Annotated in this window: 19 protein-coding genes and 1 pseudogene; 15 read left to right on the top strand and 5 right to left on the bottom strand. The window is 74.6% G+C overall.

The annotated features are described in order from the left end of the window. Positions 1 to 62 precede the first annotated feature (62 nt). The 3 genes from ACIPK4_RS01460 to ACIPK4_RS01470 form a co-directional block, all read right to left on the bottom strand. Positions 63 to 296, bottom strand: a complete 234-nt coding sequence (locus ACIPK4_RS01460; RefSeq protein WP_402308378.1) for a chaplin — start codon at positions 294 to 296, stop codon at positions 63 to 65. Positions 297 to 516: 220 nt separating this feature from the next. Further along, a complete protein-coding gene (locus ACIPK4_RS01465) occupies positions 517 to 927 on the bottom strand; it encodes a rodlin (protein ID WP_054222410.1) in 411 nt (136 codons plus the stop codon). Between the two features lie 142 nt (positions 928 to 1,069). After that, a complete protein-coding gene (locus tag ACIPK4_RS01470; RefSeq protein WP_402309056.1) occupies positions 1,070 to 1,297 on the bottom strand; it encodes a chaplin in 228 nt (75 codons plus the stop codon). Positions 1,298 to 1,486: 189 nt separating this feature from the next. Between ACIPK4_RS01470 and ACIPK4_RS01475 the strand changes: the two genes are divergently transcribed. From ACIPK4_RS01475 to ACIPK4_RS01515, 9 genes and pseudogenes are all read left to right on the top strand, one after another. Next, positions 1,487 to 2,602, top strand: coding sequence for a DUF3344 domain-containing protein (locus tag ACIPK4_RS01475; RefSeq protein ID WP_402308381.1), 1,116 nt, complete (start codon positions 1,487 to 1,489; stop codon positions 2,600 to 2,602). A 19-nt stretch (positions 2,603 to 2,621) separates the two neighbouring features. Then, on the top strand, positions 2,622 to 3,839 hold the full coding sequence (locus ACIPK4_RS01480) for a glycosyltransferase (RefSeq protein WP_402308384.1): 1,218 nt from the start codon (positions 2,622 to 2,624) through the stop codon (positions 3,837 to 3,839). Then, the gene (locus ACIPK4_RS01485; protein ID WP_402308388.1) at positions 3,836 to 5,353 is read left to right on the top strand and encodes an exopolysaccharide biosynthesis polyprenyl glycosylphosphotransferase; all 1,518 of its coding nucleotides are present in this window, start codon (positions 3,836 to 3,838) and stop codon (positions 5,351 to 5,353) included. The genes ACIPK4_RS01480 and ACIPK4_RS01485 overlap by 4 nt, the downstream gene beginning before the upstream one ends. Next, on the top strand, positions 5,353 to 6,816 hold the full coding sequence (locus ACIPK4_RS01490; protein WP_402308391.1) for an O-antigen ligase family protein: 1,464 nt from the start codon (positions 5,353 to 5,355) through the stop codon (positions 6,814 to 6,816). Before ACIPK4_RS01485 ends, ACIPK4_RS01490 begins: the two co-directional genes overlap by 1 nt. Then, complete coding sequence (locus ACIPK4_RS01495; protein WP_402308394.1) at positions 6,813 to 8,720, top strand: lipid II flippase MurJ; 1,908 nt, start codon at positions 6,813 to 6,815, stop codon at positions 8,718 to 8,720. The genes ACIPK4_RS01490 and ACIPK4_RS01495 overlap by 4 nt, the downstream gene beginning before the upstream one ends. Beyond that, positions 8,710 to 9,486, top strand: coding sequence for a polysaccharide deacetylase family protein (locus ACIPK4_RS01500; RefSeq protein WP_402308397.1), 777 nt, complete (start codon positions 8,710 to 8,712; stop codon positions 9,484 to 9,486). The genes ACIPK4_RS01495 and ACIPK4_RS01500 overlap by 11 nt, the downstream gene beginning before the upstream one ends. Beyond that, a pseudogene (locus ACIPK4_RS01505) lies at positions 9,483 to 10,601 on the top strand (glycosyltransferase); the annotation flags it as partial. The gene ACIPK4_RS01500 and the pseudogene ACIPK4_RS01505, both read left to right, overlap by 4 nt. A 563-nt stretch (positions 10,602 to 11,164) precedes the next feature. Beyond that, positions 11,165 to 11,851, top strand: a complete 687-nt coding sequence (locus tag ACIPK4_RS01510) for a lipopolysaccharide biosynthesis protein (protein ID WP_402308400.1) — start codon at positions 11,165 to 11,167, stop codon at positions 11,849 to 11,851. Beyond that, positions 11,848 to 12,990 carry a GNAT family N-acetyltransferase gene (locus ACIPK4_RS01515; RefSeq protein ID WP_402308403.1) on the top strand — a complete coding sequence of 381 codons (1,143 nt, stop codon included), beginning with the start codon at positions 11,848 to 11,850 and terminating at the stop codon, positions 12,988 to 12,990. The genes ACIPK4_RS01510 and ACIPK4_RS01515 overlap by 4 nt, the downstream gene beginning before the upstream one ends. A gap of 5 nt (positions 12,991 to 12,995) precedes the next feature. Here ACIPK4_RS01515 and ACIPK4_RS01520 read toward each other — a convergent pair whose 3' ends face one another. Next, positions 12,996 to 14,633, bottom strand: a complete 1,638-nt coding sequence (locus ACIPK4_RS01520) for a glycoside hydrolase family 26 protein (RefSeq protein WP_402308406.1) — start codon at positions 14,631 to 14,633, stop codon at positions 12,996 to 12,998. A 294-nt stretch (positions 14,634 to 14,927) separates the two neighbouring features. Between ACIPK4_RS01520 and ACIPK4_RS01525 the strand changes: the two genes are divergently transcribed. The 5 genes from ACIPK4_RS01525 to ACIPK4_RS01545 all read left to right on the top strand — a co-directional run bounded on the left by ACIPK4_RS01525 (position 14,928) and on the right by ACIPK4_RS01545 (position 20,395). Continuing rightward, a complete protein-coding gene (locus tag ACIPK4_RS01525; RefSeq protein WP_402308409.1) occupies positions 14,928 to 16,301 on the top strand; it encodes an ATP-grasp domain-containing protein in 1,374 nt (457 codons plus the stop codon). Between the two features lie 94 nt (positions 16,302 to 16,395). Further along, positions 16,396 to 17,670, top strand: coding sequence for an NAD(P)-binding domain-containing protein (locus ACIPK4_RS01530; RefSeq protein ID WP_402308411.1), 1,275 nt, complete (start codon positions 16,396 to 16,398; stop codon positions 17,668 to 17,670). An 18-nt stretch (positions 17,671 to 17,688) separates the two neighbouring features. After that, positions 17,689 to 17,967: a hypothetical protein gene (locus ACIPK4_RS01535; protein ID WP_402308414.1), complete on the top strand. Its 279-nt coding sequence runs from the start codon at positions 17,689 to 17,691 to the stop codon at positions 17,965 to 17,967. A gap of 12 nt (positions 17,968 to 17,979) precedes the next feature. After that, on the top strand, positions 17,980 to 20,079 hold the full coding sequence (locus ACIPK4_RS01540; protein ID WP_402308417.1) for a SpoIIE family protein phosphatase: 2,100 nt from the start codon (positions 17,980 to 17,982) through the stop codon (positions 20,077 to 20,079). 136 nt (positions 20,080 to 20,215) lie between these two features. Continuing rightward, the gene (locus tag ACIPK4_RS01545) at positions 20,216 to 20,395 is read left to right on the top strand and encodes a hypothetical protein (RefSeq protein WP_402308419.1); all 180 of its coding nucleotides are present in this window, start codon (positions 20,216 to 20,218) and stop codon (positions 20,393 to 20,395) included. A 27-nt stretch (positions 20,396 to 20,422) separates the two neighbouring features. On the opposite strand, the gene ACIPK4_RS01550 is transcribed toward ACIPK4_RS01545, so the two are convergent. After that, a complete protein-coding gene (locus ACIPK4_RS01550; protein ID WP_402308421.1) occupies positions 20,423 to 20,866 on the bottom strand; it encodes a DUF6299 family protein in 444 nt (147 codons plus the stop codon). Positions 20,867 to 21,030: 164 nt separating this feature from the next. Here ACIPK4_RS01550 and ACIPK4_RS01555 point away from each other — a divergent pair, with 164 nt between their 5' ends. Next, positions 21,031 to 21,630: a hypothetical protein gene (locus tag ACIPK4_RS01555; protein ID WP_402308424.1), complete on the top strand. Its 600-nt coding sequence runs from the start codon at positions 21,031 to 21,033 to the stop codon at positions 21,628 to 21,630. Positions 21,631 to 21,639 lie beyond the last annotated feature (9 nt).

Here is a 21,639-nt window from a genome sequence, read left to right on the forward strand (position 1 = left end):
GCACCGCCGTGCACTCCGAGGCCACCCCGAGGAGGTTTGCCCTTGCGGGCGAAAGTGCTTCGTCAGGCGTTGACGCAGGTGTTGCCGAAGGCGGGGTTCAGCACGCCGACCACGTCGACCGTGTTGCCGCAGACGTTGACCGGGACGTGCACCGGAACCTGGACGAGGTTGCCGGACAGGACGCCGGGGGAGCCGACGGCGTTGCCCTCGGCGACCGCGTCGGCCATGGCGGGGGAGGCGGCACCGGCGGCCATCAGAGCGCCGGCGGCCAGCACCACTGCCTTCTTGTACGTCATTTTTCTTCAATCCTTCCCGCAGGGGCTTGTCCGCTGCAGCAATAACAACGAGTGGGTCAGGAAAAGGAAACCGGAAATCTTCCCGGGTGGCTCCGCAATTCACCCCGGCGTTCGTGGCCCGGAATTCGGGACGGATTTACGCGGTATTCGCGGTGCCGACAAGCGGCGAGGCCGCCGCGACCCGGAGGGGTGCGACGGCCTCGCTGGGCGCGGGGTGCGGTCAGCTGCCCGCGGAGACGTTGCCGGACAGGACCGGGATGTTGTCCAGGATGTGCGAGAGCGGCTCGTCGCCCTTGGCCTGGGTGGAGTTCTCGGTGCACTGCTGGTTCATCGGGTTGGACAGGATCGGGATGTCCTGGACGCCGACGTTGACGAGCGCGAGGATCGACTGGGCGTTGACCTTGGCCGGCAGGGCGATGCAGGGCTTGTTGAACGAGCCCTGGATGAGCGCCATCTGGGGGCTCATGTTGCCGTAGGTGGCCTGGTTGCCGTAGATCTGCGAGGCGCCGTTGCCGTTGACGGTGTTGACGCCGTTGTCGTTGCCGATGGCCATCGCCTGCGGAGCCAGGGCGGCGCCGATGCCCACGACCGAGGCGGCAGCAGCCGCGGTGGCCATCATCTTCTTGATCATTGTCGTCCCTTTTTTGCTGGATGCCCGGTAGTGGAGCACTCGGATCAACGGGCATGCCCCGGTTCGGGTTGCGTGGCTTCACCCGGATGCCGTCGTTGCGGGCGGCGCGGTTGACGAGTGGACTGACGGCCGGAGTCGACGGTCAGACGTTGACGCAGGTGTTGCCGAACGCGGGGTTCAGCGCACCGACCAGGTTGACGGTGAGCGCGCAGACGTTCACCGGGACGTGGACCGGGACCTGGACCAGGTTGCCGCTCGCGACGCCCGGGGACCCCGCCGCGAGGCCCGCGGCGTCGCTGTCCGCGGAGGCGAGACCCGCGCCGCCCACCAGCGCCGCGGTGCCGGCGACCGCCAGGGTGGTGGCGCGCATCAGCCTCTTCTTCATCTCCGATTTTCCTTTCGGTTCGAACAATGGTGCACGGCATAACGACCCGCCCCCTGCGAGGGTGCGTGTTATCGCCCAAAAGGCCGTACGAGCGAGTCCGGCGTGATTTCCAGCCTGATTTCTGCCAAAGTTCACTCCTGTTTTGTCCCCTTGATCGAAAATGGAGACGGGGTCATGGGCTCGTCCCGCAGAATCCTCGGCACGCTCGGTCTGCTGTCCTGCCTCGTCCTTTCGGCGAACGTCCCCGCGTCCGCCGCCGCCCCGCCGGGGCCGGCCGTTCCCGCCATGCGGGAGATGGCCAAGGTCCCCTTCACCCAGCGTTACCAGGCCGTCCAGCGCGGCGGGCTGGTCCGCGCCTCCAACTCCTCCATCGCCTGCCGCCGGGAGGAGGCGCCGGACGCCGAGCCGTGCGCCGAGGTCAAGCGCGGCGCGGCAGGGGTCAACAGCGACTTCGACATGTTCTACAGCGAGGTCGACAAGGACCCGGACACCTACAACTCCACCCGGGCCGAGCTCAAGGTCCCGCCGGGTGCGAAGGTCTCGTACGCCCGCCTGTACTGGGGCGGGAACCTGCGGGTGGGCGAGCAGAAGCCGCCGGAGGACAACGGCCGGGTGCTGGTCGCCGAGCCGGGCGGCGCGTACAAGGAGGTCCTCGCCGACACGGTGATCGGCCACCGCTCGGACGCGGGCAGCGATGCCTACCAGGCCTCGGCCGACGTGACCCCGCTGGTCCGCAAGGGCGGCGCGGGGATGTGGACGGTGGCCCAGCTGAACATCGCGATGGGCAACTCCGAGGTCGGCGCCTGGGGCGGCTGGACGCTGGTCGTGGCCTACGAGCACCCGCAGGAGCCGGTCCGCCGGATCTCGGTGTGGGACGGCTTCGAGGCGCTCACCGCGGGTGCGGGCGAGGCCGCCGGCGAGACGGTCGAGATCGCCGGCCTCGACGCGGCCGCCGGGTCCGCGGGCAAGGCCGGGGTGGTCGCGTACGACGGGGACCGCGGGACCCTCGGGGACTCACTCACGGTGACCTCCGACCGTGGCCGCCGGGTCAATGTCAGCGATGCTGAAAATCCTTTTAATGATGTTATGAATTCCACGATCACGGAATTCGGGCATCCCTCGTTCGTGCGGCAGCCCGAACACGTGAACAATCTCGGATATGACGCGGACGTGTTCGACCTGAGTCCCGCCCTGTCCGGTGGTGCCCGCAGCCTGAGCTTCAGGTTCACGGGCGAAAGCCAGGGTCAATTCCTCGGCGTGCTCTTCGTTCAGACAGACGCGCGCCGCTGAACGTAGGAGACCGCTCCGCGTGCCGACACAACCTCCCCCTGCGCAGCCCTCCCCGGCGCAGCCCCCGATCCCCCGCCCCCTGTCCGTCCTGCACCTCGTCCAGCCCGTCGACGGCGGCGTCGCCCGCGTCGTCGTCGACCTCGTCCGCGCCCAGACGGCCGCCGGCCTGCGCACCGCCGTCGGCTGTCCGCGCGGCGGGCTGCTCGCCGACGCCGCACGTGCGGCCGGCGCCGAGGTGCTCACCTGGCGGGCCGGCCGGGCGCCCGGACCCGAACTGCCCGCCGAAGTGCTCGGCGCCCGGCGGGTGATCCGCCTGGTCCGGCCCGACGTCCTGCACGCACACAGCGCCAAGGCCGGACTGGCCGGACGGCTCGCCGTGCGCGGCGCCGTGCCCACCGTCTTCCAGCCGCACGCCTGGTCCTTCGACGCCGTCGGCGGAGCCACCGCCGCGCTCGCCCTGCGCTGGGAGCGGTTCGGGGCCCGTTGGGCCGACCGGGTGCTCTGCGTCAGCGAATCCGAACGCCGGGCCGGCGAGGCCGAGGGGATCACCGCCCACTGGTCCGTGATCCGCAACGGCGTCGACCTCGACCACTTCCGCCCCGGGGGCCCCGACCGCAACGCGGACCGGTCCCGGGCGCGTACCGAACTCCCGTTGCCCGCCGCCTTCCTGGGGGACGGACCGCTCGCCGTCTGCGTGGGCCGGCTCTGCCACCAGAAGGGCCAGGACATCCTGCTCCGGGCCTGGCGGGAGGTCCTCGGAAACCTCCCCGAGGCCCGTCTCGTGCTCGTCGGCGACGGCCCCGACACCGAACGGCTGCGTCGCAGCGCCCCGCCCGGAGTGCTCTTCGCCGGGGCCGCTCCCGACATCCGACCGTGGCTTCGGGCCGCCGATCTCGTTGTACTGCCGTCGCGGTGGGAAGGCATGGCGCTCGCCCCGCTCGAAGCCATGGCCTGCGGCCGACCGGTCCTGGTCTCCGACGTCAGCGGTGCCCGGGAGAGCCTGCCGCCCGGCCAGGGACGGCTCTGCCTGGTACCGCCGGAGGACCCGACGGCCCTGGCCAAGGCCCTGGGACGGCTGCTCGCCGAACCGCGGCTGCTCGCCGAACTCGGGGAGCAGGCCCAGCAGCACGCCCGGACCGACTTCGACGTGCGGCGGACCACGGACGCGGTCACCGGTCTGTACCACGAACTGCTGGGCAGGCCCCGGCCCTTGAACCAGGAGCGCATCAGCCGATGACGATGGACAGCGCACCCGCCCGGCACACGGGGCAGGGCGGCACGGGGCCCGCCGGCGGCACCGCCGGCACCGCATCCGTCCGACGGTCCGTGACCGCCATCCACCCCCCGCGCCGGCCACGGGCCGACCCGGCCCGGCCCCTGGCGCGGCCGCAGCGGGTCCGGCGCCGCGACGGGGTCGTCCCGCTGCTGACCGCCGACGGGCTGGCCGCCGTACTCGCCACCGCCGCCGTGGCCCGGCCCGGGGCTGCGCTGCCGCCCGAGGCGGCCGCCCCCGTCGCCGTGCTGGCCGCCGCGCTGCACGCGCAGGCCGGGCTGTACCGGCCGCGGCTCGCGCCCTCCGCACTGCTCGAACTGCCCGCGCTGGCCGGGCGGGCCGCCGTCCTGTGGTGCGGGGTCGCCGCCGTGACCGCCGCCGCGGCACCCGGCCGGGCCCTGGGCTGGTACGCCCTGCTCACCGCCGTCTGCCTGCAGACCGTCCTGACCTGCGCGGGACGCGGCTTCGCCAACGGGCTCCGGAGCCGCTCCGCCCGGCGCCGGCCCGCGTCCGCCCTGGTCGTCGGCCCCGGCGCCGGGGCGAGCGCGGTCGCCGCCGCCCTGCACGGGCGCCCCGAGTACGGGCTGCGGCCCGTCGGGCTCGCCGACACCGGCTCCGCCGAGGAGGGCGGCGCCGGCGTGCCGGTGCTCGCCACGCACGAGGACGTCCGGCGCGCCGTCATCCAGAACTCGGTCCGGCACGCGGTGTTCACCCGCCCGCCGGAGGCCGACGAGCGCACCGCCTCCCTCGTCCGGCTCTTCCACGACCACGGCTGCCGGCTCTGGCTGGCCGACCCGGCCGGCACCGCCAAGGTGACCGGGATGCGGGTCGCCCAGCCTGCCGACCAGCTGTGGGGGTACGCCGTACAGCCGCTGCTGCCGCGCCCGTCGAGGCCGGTGGAGCGCTGGGTGAAGCGGGCCGTCGACGGGGTGCTGGCCGCACTCGCGCTGATCGTCGCGGCGCCGGTGATGGGCGCGTGCGCACTGGCCGTACGGATCACCGACGGCCCCGGGGTGATCTTCCGTCAGGAGCGGGTCGGCCTCTACGGGCGTTCCTTCACGCTGCTGAAGTTCCGCACCCTGCGCGCCGACGAGCACGAGTCCGCCACCCGGTGGACCGTCGCGGGCGACCACCGGATGAGCCCCGTCGGCTCCTTCCTGCGCAAGTCCTCGCTGGACGAGCTCCCACAGCTGTGGAACGTCGTCCGGGGGGACATGAGCCTGGTCGGACCACGCCCCGAACGGCCCTTCTTCGTCGCCAAGTTCGCCGCGGTGCACCCCGGCTACGAGGCCCGCCACCGGATGCCCGTCGGCATCACCGGGCTCGCCCAGATCAACGGCCTGCGCGGGGACACCTCCATCGAGGACCGGGCCCGCTTCGACAACCACTACATCGACACCTGGTCGCTGTGGCAGGACCTGTGGATCCTCGCCCGCACCGCGGCCTCCTTCTTCCGCTTCCGGCTGGGGGGCAGCTGATGAGCCTCGCGCTGTCCCCGGTCGGGGCCCGGCCCGACGCGGCGGGGCTGCTGCGGCGCCACTGGCCGCTGCTGCCGCTCGCCGCGACCGTCCTGCTGCTGCTCGCCCCGATCGCGGCGGGTGACGCGAGCACCTCCGGCAAGGTCGGCCCGGCCGACGCCGCCTCGCTGGTGCTGGTGGTGGTGTGCGCGGTGCAGGCGCTGCGCGGCCGGGTGCGGGAGCTGAGCCCCCTGGCCGTGCTGGTGCTCGGCGTGCCCGCCGTGGGCCTGGCCGTCGCGACCGTGACCGCCGGGGACCCGCACGCGGCGCTGCCCGGCTTCGTGCGCTACCTCCAGGTGTTCGTCCTGGTCCCGGCGGCGATCGTGCTGCTGGTGCGCGACGCCGGGGAGTTCCGGCTGGCTGCCGGGTGCTTCGTGGTGCTGGCGCTGGTGCAGGGCGCGGTGGGGGTCGTGCAGTACGCGACCCACACCGGCGCCTCGTACCAGGGCGAGGACGTCCGGGCCGTCGGCACCTTCGGCCCCGGCGACGTGATGGGTATGGCCACGGTCGTGGCGTACGGGCTGGTCGTGGCGACCGCGGCGGCGCTGGCCCCGGGCCTGCCGGCCCGGGTGCGACGATCGGCGGGGGCCGCCGCCCTGGTGCTGGTGGTGCCGCTGGTGCTGTCGTTTAGTCGCGGTGCGTGGATCGCCACGGCCGGCGCGGCGGTGCTCGTGATGGTGCTGGCGGGCGTCCGGCGCGCGCTGAAGGTCCTCCTCGCACTGGCCGCGGCCGGCGTGGTGCTGGTGGGCGGCCTCGGCGTCGGCTCCGAGATGGTCGCGGAGCGGCTGACCTCCATCACCCAGGTCTCCAGCGCCCCCGACCAGTCGGTGACCGACCGCTACACGATGTGGGCCGCGGCCGAGTCGATGTGGCGCGAGCGCCCGGCGGCCGGCGTGGGCCTCAAGGGCTTCCCGGCCAACCGCGACGGGCACTCCTCGCTCGGGCTGTCCTCCGGCAGCGACACCGCCGGCGCGGGGCAGGCGTACATCCGCCAGCCGCTGCTCTCCCCGCACAACATGTACCTGCTGGTCCTCAGCGAGCAGGGGCTGATCGGGCTGACCGCGCTGGCGGGCGGCTGGGCGGCGCTGCTCGTCGCGGGCCTGCGGCGGTGCGTCACCGGCGGCTCCGCGCTGCGCGACTGCGGGCTGATCGCGATCGGGCTGTTCGTCTGGCAGCTCACCGACTTCCTGTACGCGGACATCGGCGGCCCGTCCACCGTCCTGACCGGGGTGATCATCGGCCTGGCGGCCTGGTGGGCGCTGCCGTCGCCCTCCGGGGACGACGCGGTTCCCGGCGGCCCCGGCCGGCCGGGGCCCCGCACGGCCCCGCGCGCGGGACGCGGTCCGGGCGAGGCTGCTGCCGCGGGCGGGCGCACCGGCCTCGCGGCTGCACCGCGCGCCGTTCCGGGTGCGGACGGCCGGTGACCGATACGACGCCCTGGCGGCCCGCCTCCGGCCCTCCGGCCGGGGCGGGCCCCGCCCGCGTCCCGGGCAGGGCGGGCCCGCCCTCCCCGGCGGGCCCGCACGGCTCCACCGGACCCCGGCCCCCGACCGCCGCGGGCACCCCGGCCCCGTCCGGGTACCCGGACGGGCCCGGGGCCCGAGCGGAGCGCGGGGTCCGGGTGGCCGCCCGGGCCGCGCGCCGCGGGCTGCCCGAGGGCCCGGGGCCCGGAGGGGACGACCCGGCCGCCGCCGCCCGGGGGACCTCCCCGGGCGGGAGTCCGGCTCCGGCCCCGCTCGGGCGGTTCCTGGCCAAGGCCGCCGCCGTCACCGCCGGGCTGACCGCCGCCGGGGCGGTGTTCGGGCTGTTCCGGGACCAGACCATCGCGCACCTCTTCGGGGCCGGGCACGACAGCGACGCCTTCCTGATCGCCTGGACCGTGCCCGAGATGGCCTCGACCCTGCTGATCGAGGACGCCATGGCGCTGCTGATGGTGCCCGCGTTCAGCCAGGCCCTGGCCCGGCGGGCGGCCACCCGGGCCGGGCTCACCCGTAAGGAGGCCCGGGCCCAGGACCCCGTACGGATGCTCGTGGGGGCGAGCCTGCCGCGGCTGACGCTGTTCCTGGCCGCCGTCGCCTCGGTGCTCGTCGTCGCCGCGCCGCTCGTCGTCGCCGTGCTCGCGCCCGGACTGCCCGATCCGGCGCTGGCCGTGGAGTGCACCCGGATGACCGCGCTGACCGTGCTGTCCTTCGGGATCGCGGGGTACTTCAGCGCCGCGCTCAGGGCGCACCGCTCGTTCGTGCCGCCGGCCGCGATCTACGTCTCGTACAACGTCGGGATCATCGGGACGATGATCGCCCTCCACGCGGTGTGGGGGGTGCGGGCCGCCGCCGCCGGCGTTGCCGTGGGCGGCATGCTCATGGCGCTCGTCCAACTGCCCGCGTTCATCCGGAACGTGGGCTTCGGGCCGCCGCGCGCCGAGGGCGCCCCGCGCAGCCAGCGCGACCGGGACCGGCCCACCCTCATCGCGTTCGGACTGATCGCCCCGGTGATCTTCTTCGCGGTGTTCCGGCAGTCGCAGGTCCTCGTCGAGCGGTTCCTCGCCGCCTCCCTGCCCCCCGGGGCCATCTCGCACCTGAACTACGCGCAGAAGGTCGCGCAGATGCCGATGGTGCTCTCCCTGATGATCTGCACCGTCACCTTCCCCGTCGTCGCCCAGGCCATGGCCGGCGGAGAGCGGGAGAAGGCCCGGCGGCGCGTCGAACAGGACCTGGCCCTGGCCTCCCTCGCCGTCCTCATGGGCAGCGCCCTCGTCATCGGGTACGCCCCGCAGATCATCCAGGTCCTCTTCGAACGCGGCGCCTTCACCCACCGCGACACCCTGGCCACCGCCGACGTCATGCGGGTCTACGCCCTCGGCCTCCTCGGCCACTGTCTCGTCGGGGCACTGTCCCGGCCCTTCTTCTCGACCGCCCGGCCCACCTGGTTCCCGGCGCTCGCGATGGGCGCCGGACTCCTCGTCAACATCGTGGCCGGGGCCTTCGCCGTCCGCTGGTGGGGCACGTACGGGATCGCCGGCGCCAACGCCGCCGGCATCTCCACCACCGCCGTCCTGCTGCTCACCGGGCTCGGCTCGCGGATCGTCGCCATCCAGGTCCGCCGGGTGGCCCTCAGCATCGGACGGCTCTCCGTCGCCGCCGTCGGAGCCTGCGGCACCGGCTGGATCGCCGGGCCGATGATCCCCGACCCGCTGCTCAGCACCGCACTCGGCTGCCTGCTCGTCCCGGCCATGTTCGGCGCCTGCGGCATGGCCATACGGGCGCTCGAGATCACCGCCCTGCCCGCCCAGATCGCCCAGATGACCCAGAGGTTCCGCAATGCCCGCTGACACCCGCACGGCGCCGGCCGCCACGATGGCCCCCGCCCGCCGGACCGCCTTGCCGTGGGTCCTGATGTACCACTCGGTCGCCGAGTTCACCGACCCCGCCGAGGACCCGTACGGCATCACCGTCACCCCGGCCACGCTGGAGGCCCAGCTGCTGTGGCTGCGCTCGCGGGGCCTGCGCGGGGTGTCCGTCGGCGAACTGCTGCGGGCCCGGGCGGCCGGCCGCGCCGCCGGGCTGGTCGGGCTGACCTTCGACGACGGCTACACCGACTACCTCACCCGGGCGCTGCCCCTGCTGCGCCGCCACGACTGCACCTCGACGCTGTTCGTCCTGCCCGGGCGGCTGGGGGTCGACAACGTGTGGGACCCGCTGGGCCCGCGCAAGTCCCTGCTGACCGCCGAGGGAATCCGCGAAGTCGCCGCGGCCGGGCAGGAGATCGGCTCGCACGGACTGCTCCACCAGGACCTCACCGCGACCGCCGACGACGTCCTCCAGCAGGAGCTGCGCGGCAGCCGCGAGCTGATCCGGGAGCTGACCGGGACCCTGCCGGAGGGGTTCTGCTACCCGTACGGGCACCTCGACGCGCGGGTCGTCGACGCGACGCGGGCCGCCGGGTACGGGTACGCCTGCGCCATCGACCCCGGCCGGCTGGCCGGCCTGCACGCCCTGCCGCGCACCCATGTCAGCCAGGCGGACGGGGCCCGCCGGCTGCGGATCAAGCAGCTGCGGCACCGGATGCAGGAGCTGCGCCGGGCGGTGCAGCGGTGAAGTCCGTACGGGCTCTGCACGTCATCACCGGGCTCGGCGTCGGCGGCGCCGAGCAGCAGCTGCGGCTGCTGCTGCGGCACCTGCCGATGCGCTGCGACGTGCTCACGCTGACCAACCCCGGGCCGGTGGCCGAGGGGCTGCGGGCCGACGGGGTCCGCGTCGTGCACCTGGGGATGCAGGGCAACCGGGACCTGGGGGCGCTGCCGAGGCTGGTGCGGTTCATGCGGCGCGAGCAGTACGACCTCGTGCACACCCACCTGTACCGGGCCTGCGTGTACGGGCGGCTCGCGGCCCGGCTCGCGGGCGTCCGGGCGACCGTGGCCACCGAACACTCCCTCGGCGAGCGCGAGATCGAGGGCCGGCCGCTGACGCGCGGGGTCCGGGGCCTGTACCTGGCCACCGAACGGCTGGGCGCGGCGACCGTGGCGGTGTCCGACACCGTGGCGGCGCGCCTGGCGGAGTGGGGTGTGCCGGCCGCGCGCGTGCACGTCGTACCGAACGGCATCGAAGCCGTGCGCTTCCGCTTCGACGAGGGGGTGCGCCGGGCCACCCGGTCCCGCACCGGGCTGCCGGAGCGGGCTTTCGTGGTCGGCGGCGTCGGGCGGCTGGTGCCGGGCAAGCGGTTCGACTCGCTGGTCCGGGCGGTGGCGGCGCTGCCCGGAGCGCACCTGATGCTGGTCGGGGACGGCCCGGAGCGGGCGGCGCTGCGGCGGCTCGCCGCGGAACTGGGCGCACAGGGCCGGATCCACCTGCTGGGCGAGCGCGACCCGCTGGGCGACGGCGCCGACGCGCGGTCCCCGGGGATTCCGGCGCTGCTGGCCGCGATGGACGTGTTCGTGTCGCCGTCGCGGGAGGAGGCGTTCGGGCTGGCGGTGGTGGAGGCGCTGGCCGCGGGGCTGCCCGTCCTGCACGTCACCTGTCCGGCGGTCGACGACCTCCCGGCCGCGCAGGCGCCGGGGGCGCGGCGGATCGGGACCGGGACGCAGGAGCTGGTCGCCGCCCTGCGCGGGCACATGGAGGCGGGCGCGCGCCGGCTGCCGCCGCCCCCGGTGGTCCGCCGCTACGACATCGCCGGCAGTGCGGACCGGCTCCTCGCCGTCTACGGCCTGGCCCTGGCGCAGCGCACCCGCGACCGCGCGGACGCCCGGGCCGGGCAGGGCGTCCGCTCCGGGCAGAGCGTCCGGGGTTTCACACCCGCCCCGACGGTGACCCTGTCCTCCCGCGGCGAAGTCCCGGAAGCCGTGCCGTCATCTCCGGCGGGTGCCCCCGGGAGGGGCTCCGGGGCGGAGCCGGCTCCGGAGGCCGGGCCGGCCGCGTCCGGGAGCGCCGGGGCCCCGGCCGCGCCGGTGGGCCGGGGCGCCGCCCCCGCCACGGACCCCACGCCGGTGGGCCGGGGCGCCGCCCCCGCCACGGACCCCGCGCCGCCGGGGCCCGGCCCGGACCTGCCCCCGGTGGGGCTCGAACGGCCGGGCCCCGGACCGGAACCCGCCGTGGTGAGTCCGGCGTCCGGCCGCGGGCCGGACAGCCGGGGCGGCGCCGCCCAGGCCGCGGGCCCGGTTCCGCAGGCTCCGGCGCAAGCGGGCGATTCGGCCCGGTCGGGGGCCGGGTGACCCGGCTCCCGCAGGGGTCCCCGAGCGGGACCCGTACCAACCCCCTCCACCAGGAAAGAGACAGGCACATGGCTGACACCGCCGATCAGAAGAAGACCGACCGCCGTCGCCGCAGGGTGCGGCTGCTGCCGCCGCCCGCGTGGTGGCCGTTGCCCGCCGCCGCCGTGCTGGGGCTGGCCGCGGGCGGGGCGTACGGCGTGCTCAAGGCACCCGAGTACGCCGCCACCAGCTACGTTGTCGCCGTCCCTGACGACACCACCGAGCCGGCCACCGCCCTCGGCTTCGCCCAGGCGTACGCCCGCATCGCCACCAGCAGCTCCACCCTCGCCTACGCCCAGCCCCGCGCGGGCGTCGACGCCCGCCGGCTCCGTACGCAGGTGCGCGCCGAGACCTCCCCCGAGTCACCGATGATCGCCGTCACCGGCACCTCCAAGAGCCCGAGCGAGGCCGCGGACATCGCCAACGCCGTCGCCGACGCGCTCTCGCTGAGCAGCAACCAGGCCGCGAAGAACACCGGCGTGCAGCTGCTGCTGTTCAGCCAGGCCGTCGCGCCGAGCGAGCCCGCTTCGCCGTCCGCGGCCATCAGCGGGGCCGTCGGGCTGTGCGCCGGCGGGCTGCTCGGCGGGCTGTGGCTGCTGGCCCGGCCCGGCCGGGGCCGGCGGTCCGGGCCGCAGCAGCCCGTCGTCGAGGAGTACGCCTCCCTGCCCGCGCAGGGTGAGCACACCGAGACCAAGGAGAAGGAGTCCGTGCGATGACGTCGGGCTCCACCGGGGCCCTGTCGGTGACGCTGTGCCGCGACCCCCGGCAGTTCGCCGCGCTCGAAGAGCCGTGGAGCCGGCTCGTGCGGGCCTGTCCCACCGCCACCCCCTTCCAGAGCCACGCCTGGCTGCACTCCTGGTGGCTCTCGTACGGCCGGGACGGGCGGCTGCGCATCGTGCTCGTACGGCGCGGCGGGGAACTCGTCGGCGCGTGCGCGCTGATGCTCGTCCACCGGCCGCTGCCGCTGCTGGTGCCCCTCGGCGGCGGCATCACCGACTACTTCGACGTGCTGGTGGACGCGGAGTACGCCGACCAGGTCGTCCCCGCGCTGGCCCACGGCCTGCACCGGGCGGCCCGCGGCGCCGTCGTCGACCTGCGCGAGGTGCGGCCGGGGGCCGCCGCCGAGGCGCTGTACAGGCAGTGGCCCGGGACCCGCAGCACGCTCACCGACTCGACCTGCATGGAGCTGCCCGCCCTGCCGTTCGACGAGCTGGTCAAGCGGATGCCGGCCTCCGGCGCCCAGCGGGTCCGGGCCAAGCTGCGCAAGACCGACGCGGCCGGCATCGAGGAGCGCGAGGTCACCGAGCAGGAGGTGCCGCGCGCCGTGCGGACGCTGCTGCGGCTGCACGAGAAGCAGTGGCGCGGCCGCGGGGTGACCCCCGAGCACCTCAGGCCCCGCTTCGCCGAGCACCTGACCCGGGCCACCCGGCGGATGGTGAGGGCCGGCGAGGGCCGGCTGACCGAGTTCCGGCTGGACGGCAAGGTGGTGGCCGCCAACGTCACGCTGCTGTCAGGGGCGTTGAGCGGCGGCTACCTGTACGGCGCCGACCCGGACCTGCGGAACCGGAAGGTGGACGTGGCGACGCTGCTGCTGCGCTACGAGGCGGGCCGCGCACTGGCGGAGGGCCGCCCGGTGGTGAGCTTCCTGCGCGGCAACGAGCCGTACAAGAACCACTGGCGGCCCGAGACCGTCGTCAACCAGCGGTTCCTGCTGGCCAGGACGGCGCTCGCGCCCCTGCTCCGCCTGCACGAATCGCAGGTGGCGGGGCGCGAGCGGGCGGTGGACGCGCTGCGCGAGGCCCTGCCGGCCGCCCGGGACTGGCGGGCTCGGCTCAATGAGCTGCGGGTCCGATGACGGCTCTACCAGGGCCAGAAGCCGGAGTCCTTGCCCCAGTCGATCTTGACACAGACCGACTGCTTGCCGAGCAGCTTGGAGAGCCACTCGCCGAAGTTGATCGGCACGCACCACTCCGTGCTGTTGGCGGGCGGTTCGACGGGTTCCGGCGTCGGGACCACCGGGCTCGGCGCCACCGGGCTCGGGACCACCGGGCTCGGCACCGGGACCGGGACGGGGTCCGGGCTCGGGCTCGCCGGGGTCTGGGGCGAGGGGAGCGCCGGCGAGGGCACGGGCTCGGGAACCGGCTCGGGGGAAGGGCTCTCCGGCGCCGGGACCTGCGGGCTCGGCTCGACCGGCTCCGGGGTGACCGGGACGGGATCGGGTGCCGGGACCTCGGGCGAGGGCACGGCCGGCGAGGGCACGGGCACGGGCACGGGCTCCGGGGCCGGGTCGGGCACCCCTGGGACGGGGCTCGTGCTCGGAGCCGGGGTCGGGGTCGGGGTCGGGACCACCGGGACGTCCGGCGCCGGGACCGCCGGGGAGGGCACGGGGATCTCGGGTGTCGGGACGTGCGGGGTCGGTACGACCGGCGTCGGCACGACCGGCGTCGGGACCACCGGGGTCGGGACCACCGGCGTGGGGATGACCGGAGTGGGCACCACGGGGGTCGGGATCACCGGGCCCGGCCGCTCGGGGGCGAGCGCGGCACGGAAGGCCTTCGCGGACCGCGGGTTCTGCTTGCACTGCCACACGCCGTGCGGACAGTAGTCGGTGATGGTGTGGTAGAGCGGCTTGTGCTGCCCGATCCACTTCAGCATGCGCTGCACGTACTCCGGGTTGTCCCCGTGCCGGAACAGCCCCCACTCCGGGTACGAGATCTCTTTGCCGTGCGCTTTCGCGAAATCGACGTGCTGCTGGAGTCCGTACGGCTGGCTGACCATCTCGTCGAAGGTCCGGCCGGGAGCCTGGTCGTACGAATCCATGCCGATGATGTCGACGACGTCGTCGCCCGGGTAGCACTTGGTCCAGCCGATCGCGTCGGACCCGCGGTTGGGGGCGAAATCGAACTTGAAGTCCTGACCGGGCACGGAGCGCATCGTGTTGACGATGCGTCGCCAGTACTCCTTCCAGCCCTGCGGGTCCGGCGCGCAGCGGTGGGTGTACGTGGCGCCGTTCATCTCCCACCCGAGCACGATCACCGTGTCGGGAAGCCCCAGGTCCACCAGCTTCTCGGCGAGCCGCTGGAAGTGGTGGTCGAACTCGCCCTGCGCGCCCGCCCGGATCAGCTGCGCCACCTGGCGGTCCGGGACGTGGTCCTCGTTGTGCTGCTGCATGGGCACGTTGAGGACGAAGAGCCGGTTCGCCTTGGCCCGGCGCCACTGGGCCCAGGCCTCCAGGAAGTCGGGGGCCTCGATGCGGGCCCACCGGTCCCCGGGCAGATAGGTGTGCCCGACCCGGATCTCCTTGCCGCCCAGCCAGCGCGAGAGCTGCGGGATCCGGGCGACTCCCGGCGGACCGGAGTCGAGGAACGCGCCCATGGCGACGTCGGAGCCCTTGGGCTGCTCCCGCTCGGGCGCCGCGAGCGCGGCCCCGGTGGCCAGCAGTCCGGCCGTCACCGTACCGATGCAGGTGCTCGCCAGTCGGCGGTGTGGTCTGGGCATGGCGTCTCCCGAACTTTCCTGAATCGGTCTGCTTGTCAAAGACGTTAGGCATCACATCTGACGAATGGCCTGTCCGGTGACTGCTGCCTAGGCCATTCGCAGCTGCGTATCCTCCCCGCTTGGTCCGACTAGGTGAAAGACACCGTTCCCATGCACGCGTTCGTCAGCCATGTGCCCGCTGTAGTGCTCAGACTCGATCGGAATCCGTTCCACCACGGAACCCTCGGTGCCGTCAGATCGCTCGGGCGCAGGGGCGTGGAGGTCCATGCCGTCGTCGAGGCCGGGGGAGGTCCCATGGGGCGCTCGCGCTACCTGCACGCCGCGCATCCCGGTCCGGCCGGAGGGCTGGACCCCGAAGCCCCGGAAACGCTGCTGGAATGCCTCGTCGCGGTGTCGGAGCGGATCGGCAGGCCGGCGGTGCTCGTGGCGATGGACGACCTGAGCGCCATCGCCGTCGCGCGGATCGCGCCGATGCTCCGGGGGCGGTTCCGGATCCCCCACCAGCCCGACGGGCTGCCCGCCCGGGTGGCGGACAAGGCGGAGCTGTCGCGGCTGTGCGCGCGCTGGGACATCCCGCACCCGGAGACCGTGATCCCGGCGAGCGGGGCCGAGGCGGCCGAGGCCGCCTGGCGGCTCGGCCTGCCCGTGGTGGCCAAGTGGAGCCGGCCCTGGCTGCTGCCGTCGGGCGCCGGACTGCGCAGCACCACGCTCCTGCACACCGCCGCCGAGGCGCGCCGGATGTACGAGCGCACGGCCGAGGCGGGCAGCCGGCTGCTGCTCCAGCGGTTCCTGCCGGCCGGGACCGACACCGACTGGTTCTTCCACGGGGCCTTCGCCCGGGACGGGCACCCGCTGCTCGCCGGGTCGGGCCGCAAGGAGCTGTCGTGGCCGGTGCGCACGGGCCTGACGGCGGTGGGGCGCTGGCTGCCGGATCCGGCGGTGGAGGAGGCGGGGCTGCGGATCGCCGAACGGCTGGGCTACCAGGGGATCCTGGACCTGGACTTCCGCCGGGACGAGAGCGGCTGCTTCCGGCTGGTCGACTTCAACCCGCGGCCGGGCGCGCAGTTCCGGCTGTTCACGGACGCGGGCGGGCTGGACGTGGTCCAGGCGATGTACCTGGATCTGACGGGGCAGCGGGTCCCGGAGCCCTCGGGCGGCCCGGGGCGGGTGTTCGTCGCGGAGAACTACGCGCTGCTGGCGGCGGTCCGGGGCCGGCAACTGCCCTGGCGGTCCGGGACCGGTACCCCGCCCGCGACTCCCACGACTTCCGCGACCCCTGCGGCCTCCGCCGCGTCCTCGGCCTCCGCGGTCCCCGCGCCGGGGGCCGCGGGGCCGGCCGTACGGCGTGCCGATTCCGTACCCGCTCCGGCGCGGCCCGACGGCGCAGGGGCCGGGGCCGACCGGCGCGGTCCGGTGCGGGTGGTGCCGCGGGGGGAGCGCGGACGGACCGAGGCGGCCTGGTTCGCCGCCGACGACCCGCTGCCGTTCCTCGCGATGCTCGCCGCGTTCCTCGGCCGCGGGGCGGGCAAGGGCGTGCGCGTCCTGCGCGGTGTCCCGGCGCACGGCCGGCGCACGGCCCGCGCCGTGGTCCGCGCCCCGCGCCAGCGAGCCCGCGACCTGACCCCGCCGGCGGCCCCTGCCGAACCGGACGAACTGGTGACCAGATGACGCCCGCCGTGTAGCGCCCGCCCGGAAACCACCGGGCGGGCGGAAGCAGCACAGACAGGGGGTCCACGAGACTGGAGGGACAGCAGTGACGCGGATGGACGATCTCGTCGTGGTCGGCGCCGGGCCGTACGGGCTGTCGATCGCCGCGCATGCGGCGGCGGCCGGACTCGGGGTGAGGGTGCTCGGGCGGCCCATGGCCTCGTGGCGGGACCACATGCCCGACGGCATGTACCTGAAGTCGGAGCCGTGGTCCTCCAACCTGTCCGCGCCCGGCGGCCGGCACACCCTCGCCGCGTACTGCGCCACCCGGGGGCTGGCCGCCGAGCACGGCAGCCCGCTCCCGATCGGCACGTTCAGCTCGTACGGCATGTGGTTCGCGCGACGGGCCGCGCCCGAGGTGGAGGAGGTGACGGTCACCGAGGTCACCCCGCAGGGCGACGGCTTCCTGGTCCGCACCGCCGAGGGGCCGCCGCTGCTCGCCCGGACGGTCGCGTTCGCCGTCGGGGTGATGCCGTTCGTCCACCTGCCCGGGGTGCTGCGGGACCTGCCGCCCGGGCACTGCTCGCACAGCAGCGGCCACCGCGACCTGACCCGGTTCGCCGGCCGGGAGGTCGCCGTGATCGGGGCCGGGCAGGCGGCGCTGGAGACCGCCGCCCTGCTGGCCGAGAACGGGGCCCGGCCCTGTCTCGTCGCCCGCCGGTCCCGGCTGAACTGGAACACCGTGCCGCAGCCGCTGGAGCGCCCGGCACTGCGCGCCCTGCGCGATCCGCACAGCGGCCTCGGCACCGGCTGGCGCAGCTGGGTGTGGTCGGAGCTGCCCTGGGCGGTGCGCCGGCTGCCCGCACCGACCCGGGAGCGGATCGCGGCGACCGCGCTCGGCCCGGCCGGGGCCTGGTGGCTGCGGGAACGCTTCGAGCGGAGCGTCCCGGTCCTGCTGGGGCACCGGCTGCACCGGGCGGTGCCGGTGGGCGAGCGGACCCGGCTCGGGCTGACCACCGCGGCCGGGGAGTCCGTCGTACTGGACGTCGCGCACGTCGTCGCGGCCACCGGGTTCACCCCGCACCTGGACCGGCTGGAGCTGCTCGACGCCCGGCTGAGGGCCGCCCTCGACACGGTCGGGGACGGCGGCACGCCCGAGCTGAGCGCCGTTTTCGAGTCGTCCTGGCCCGGACTGTTCTTCGCGGGGCTGCTGACGGCTCCCTCATTCGGCCCTTCCATGCGATTCGTGCACGGTGCGGGGTTCACGGCGGGGAGACTGGTCAGAGGAGTACGAAAGCGCCTCGGCGCCCGGGACAGGCCGGCGGGCTCCACCGGGACCGTGCGGCTCGACCGGGCCGGTGCCGGGCATCCGAAGACGTCTCTGCGGTGAGGTCGAGAGGGGTCCGCGATGAGTGCGGAGCAGCGAGCACAGGGCGGCCGTGGCTGGGTGCGCATTCCCGCGAGCCGGGCCGAGCAGCCCGCCCCGGCGGCCCGGCCCGCCGGGGCCGGGTTCGCCACGGCCCGGACCTCCTCCCCGTACGCCCCTCCCGGGTACGGGGCTCCGGACCAGCCGACGATCTACCTCTCCCTCGTCAGGCGCTGGCAGGAGGCCGGGCGCACCCTTCCGGGGCATCCTGACGAGGAGTGGGAGCGGCTGATCTCCCAGCCGTGCTGGCCCGGCCGTTAGGTGGTGTGTCTGTTGGCAGCGGCGGAGCGCGACAGATCCGAGCAGGGCCGCCGGGACCCGGTCACCGGGCCCGCGGACCGGCTCGCGCTGAACGGCATGGGCAGCTTCGAGTGGGACCTGTCCGCCGGGACGCTGACGCTGGACGAGTCCGGGCTCGTGGTCTTCGACCTCGAACGGGAGGAGTTCGACGGCACCCCGGAAGGGCTGGGGCTGCGCATCCCGGCCGACGACGGCGTCCGGCTGGCGGAGTCCACTTCGGCCGCGCTGGAAGGGGGCGCGGAGACGTACGGCTCGTACTTCACGGTGCAGCGGCGCGACGGCGTCGACCAGTGGACGCACACGCAGGGCAGGATCCTGCGGGACGCCGACGGTCAGGCCGTGCGCATCGTCGGGATCGTCCGGGACGCGACGGCCGAGCTCGCGCACGCCACCATCCTGCGGAAGCTGGAGTCGGCGCGGGCCCAGCAGGCCACGATCGTGCAGCGCACGACGGAGGCCCTGTCGCGGGCGGTGACGGTCGACGACGTCACGGCCACGCTGACCGGCGCGGGCGCACTGGAGCGGCTCGGTGCGGACGGGCTCGCCCTGGGACTGGTGGAGAACGGCACCATCAAGATCATCGCGTTGAGCGGGGAGTCGCTGGAGATCCTCAGCGAGCGGCGGTTCACCCGGCTGGACGGCTCGCTGCCGCTCTCGCAGACGGTGCTCACCCGCAAGGCGCGCTTCGTCACCTCCCTGACCGATCTGGCCGGCGAGTTCCCGCTGCTCGCGGACTACCTCAACCGGATCCGCTTCGACGCCGCCGCCTATCTGCCGCTGATCGCGCAGGCCAAGGCCATCGGCGGCCTCGTCCTGTTCTACCGGCGGCGCACCGAGTTCAGCCCGGAGGAGCGCAACCTGTGCCTGGGCCTGGCCGGCATCGTGGCGCAGTCCCTCCAGCGGGCGCTCCTGTTCGACCAGGAGCGGGAGTTCGCCACCAGCCTCCAGGCCTCGATGCTGCCGCGCCGGATCCCGGAGATCAGCGGCGGGGAGATCGCGGTGCGCTACCACTCGGCGTGGAGCGGCCGGGAGGTCGGCGGGGACTGGTACGACGTGATCGCGCTGCCCCGCGACCGGGTCGGCATCGTCGTCGGCGACGTACAGGGCCACGACACGCACGCGGCGGCGGTCATGGGCCAGCTGCGCATCGCGCTGAGGGCGTACGCGGGGGAGGGGCATGCACCGTCCACCGTGCTGGCCCGGGCCTCGCGCTTCCTCGCCGAACTGGACACCGAACGCTTCGCGACCTGCATGTACGCACAGGTGGACCTGGAGACCGGCGGCGTACGCGCGGTCCGCGCGGGCCATCTCGGGCCGCTGATCCGGCACACGGACGGGCGTACCGGCTGGCCCAACGTGCGCGGTGGACTGCCGCTCGGACTGGCCTCGGTGTTCGAGCAGGAGGACTTCCCGGAGACCCGGCTCGACCTGGTCCCCGGGGAGACGCTGGTGCTGTGCACCGACGGCCTGGTGGAGGAGCCCGGCACCGCCATCACCCAGGGCATGGAGGCCCTCGCCCACGCCGTGCGCAGCGGTCCCCAGGAGGCCGGTGCGCTCGCCGACCACCTCTCGGACCGGCTCTGGGAGCGCTGGGGCTCAGGCGACGACGTGGCGCTGCTGGTGCTGCGCCGCGCCCCGGACCCGGGCACCCACCGGGCGCCGCGGATCCACCAGTACATCCACCAGGCGGACCCGGAGGGCCTCTCGGAGGCCCGGTACGCCCTGCGTCAGGCCTTGCGCGACTGGGGCGTGCCGGACCTCGCCGACGACGTGGAACTGGCCGCCGGGGAACTGCTGGTCAACGCCCTGCTGCACACGGACGGCGGGGCGGTGCTGACCATGGAGGTGCTGCCGGAGCCGGTCCGGCGGATCCGGCTGTGGGTGAAGGACCGTTCCAGCGTCTGGCCGCGCCGGCGCACCCCGGGGGAGGCCGCCACCACCGGGCGCGGGCTGCTGCTCGTGGATGCGCTGGCGACGCACTGGGGAGTGGAGTCCCGGGGCGACGGCAAGGCCGTGTGGTGCGAGTTCGACGTCGCGGGAAGCGTGCGGAGCACCGGCGACCGGCCGGTGTGAGCGGCCGGTGCGACCGGCCGGTGTGACCGGTCGGGTGACCGGATGGTCGCTCCGAGTTGTGACCTGCGGGGGCCGGGATGATGATGCGGTCCATGGAAAGGACCACCAGGACCACCTCATCCGAACGGATCCCGCCGTGCACCGGCTGAACAAGCGGCCGGGCAAGGGCGCCACGACCGCTCTGCTCGCGCTGCTCCTGCTGGCCGCCGGCGTGCCGACGGCCGTGAACCGGGCGACCGGACACCCGCACCCCGATCCCGCCTGCCGGACGGTCGCCTTCATGTCGATGACCGGCGCTGCCCCCGCCTGCCGCTAGCGGCGGCCGCCGGCCCGGGCGGGCGGCTCAGCGGTGCTTCTCCTCCAGCACGACGTCCCGCTCCGCCTCGGCCAGGTACGACACCCGCAGGGTCATCGCGGAGCCCAGGCTCGCCGACTGGAGACGGGCCTGCGCAGCGGCCGCACCCTGGTGCACGCCGGGCGTCAGGCGCAGCGAGGCGCTCGCCGACCAGTCGTGCTGCCCGCCGTCGCAGACGGCCTCCCCGCCGCCGAAGCCCAGCCGGGTCCCGTCCTGGGTGAGCGTGACCTGGATCTGCACTCCCCGGGGTGACGAGGGCGCGCACGAGTAGGTCCCGAAAAGGGTGACGTGGCCGTCCGCGGAGATGTGTCCGAATTCCTGTACGGAAATCTCATCGCCGTGGGAACGGGCGTCGGCGGGCGCGGTGAACACGCTGGCCGCGGCCAGCGCGGAAAGTACCGTCACGGCAGCGCGGCGGGTGGAAACTCGCATGAATCCTCCATGGGGGGTGGGTCGGCGCAAAAGCGCCGAAACGCATTGTGCTGGCAGATGGCGGGCAACTCCTTCCGCACACTCGTGTCGGTGTGTGCAATTGCCCGCTCGGGCGCGTGAGACTGGCCCGAATACGTCTCCGAAGGTCCCCGAAGGGATCGCGCATGCGCCAGTCCGCTTCCGTCCTCGCCGCTGCCCTCCTGCCCCTCCTGCTGCTCGGTGCCACGGCCTGCTCCGGCGCCCCCGAGGGGGCCGCGCTCGCCCCCGCCGCGGCGCCGGCCGTCCCCGTGGACGACGGTGCGCCCGGGGCCGGGGAGGACCCGGCCCCGGGGGCGGACCAGGCCACCTCGAAGGATGCCCACGTGGGCGACGCCGTACGGGTGCGCGGCCGCCAGGTGGGCCGCCACCTCCAGGCCGTGCTCAACGCCTACGTCGACCCCGGGGTCAGCGTCGAGAAGAACTACGCCCCGCCCGCGGGCAAGCGCTGGGTGGCCGCCTCGATGTCGTTCGTCAACGTCGGCGGGGCCTCGTACGGGGCCCTCGGGCACATGTGGGCGTACGACAGTGCGGGAACTCGTTTCCCGGTGGCGGCGACCGGTGAACTGACCACCGGCAAACCGCTCGTCTTCGATTCCCTCGAAGTCGGTGAGCGGGCCGAGGGCTGGGTGGTGTTCGAAATCCCCGAAAAGGCGCGCATCGTGCGCCTCCAGTATCAGGACGCGAACATGCAGGCGAATTCCGGAGAGGGATTCTGGGCGGTCTAGCCCGCCCGG

This window comes from Streptomyces sp. NPDC086989 (genome assembly GCF_044745505.1).
Classification (GTDB): domain Bacteria; phylum Actinomycetota; class Actinomycetes; order Streptomycetales; family Streptomycetaceae; genus Streptomyces.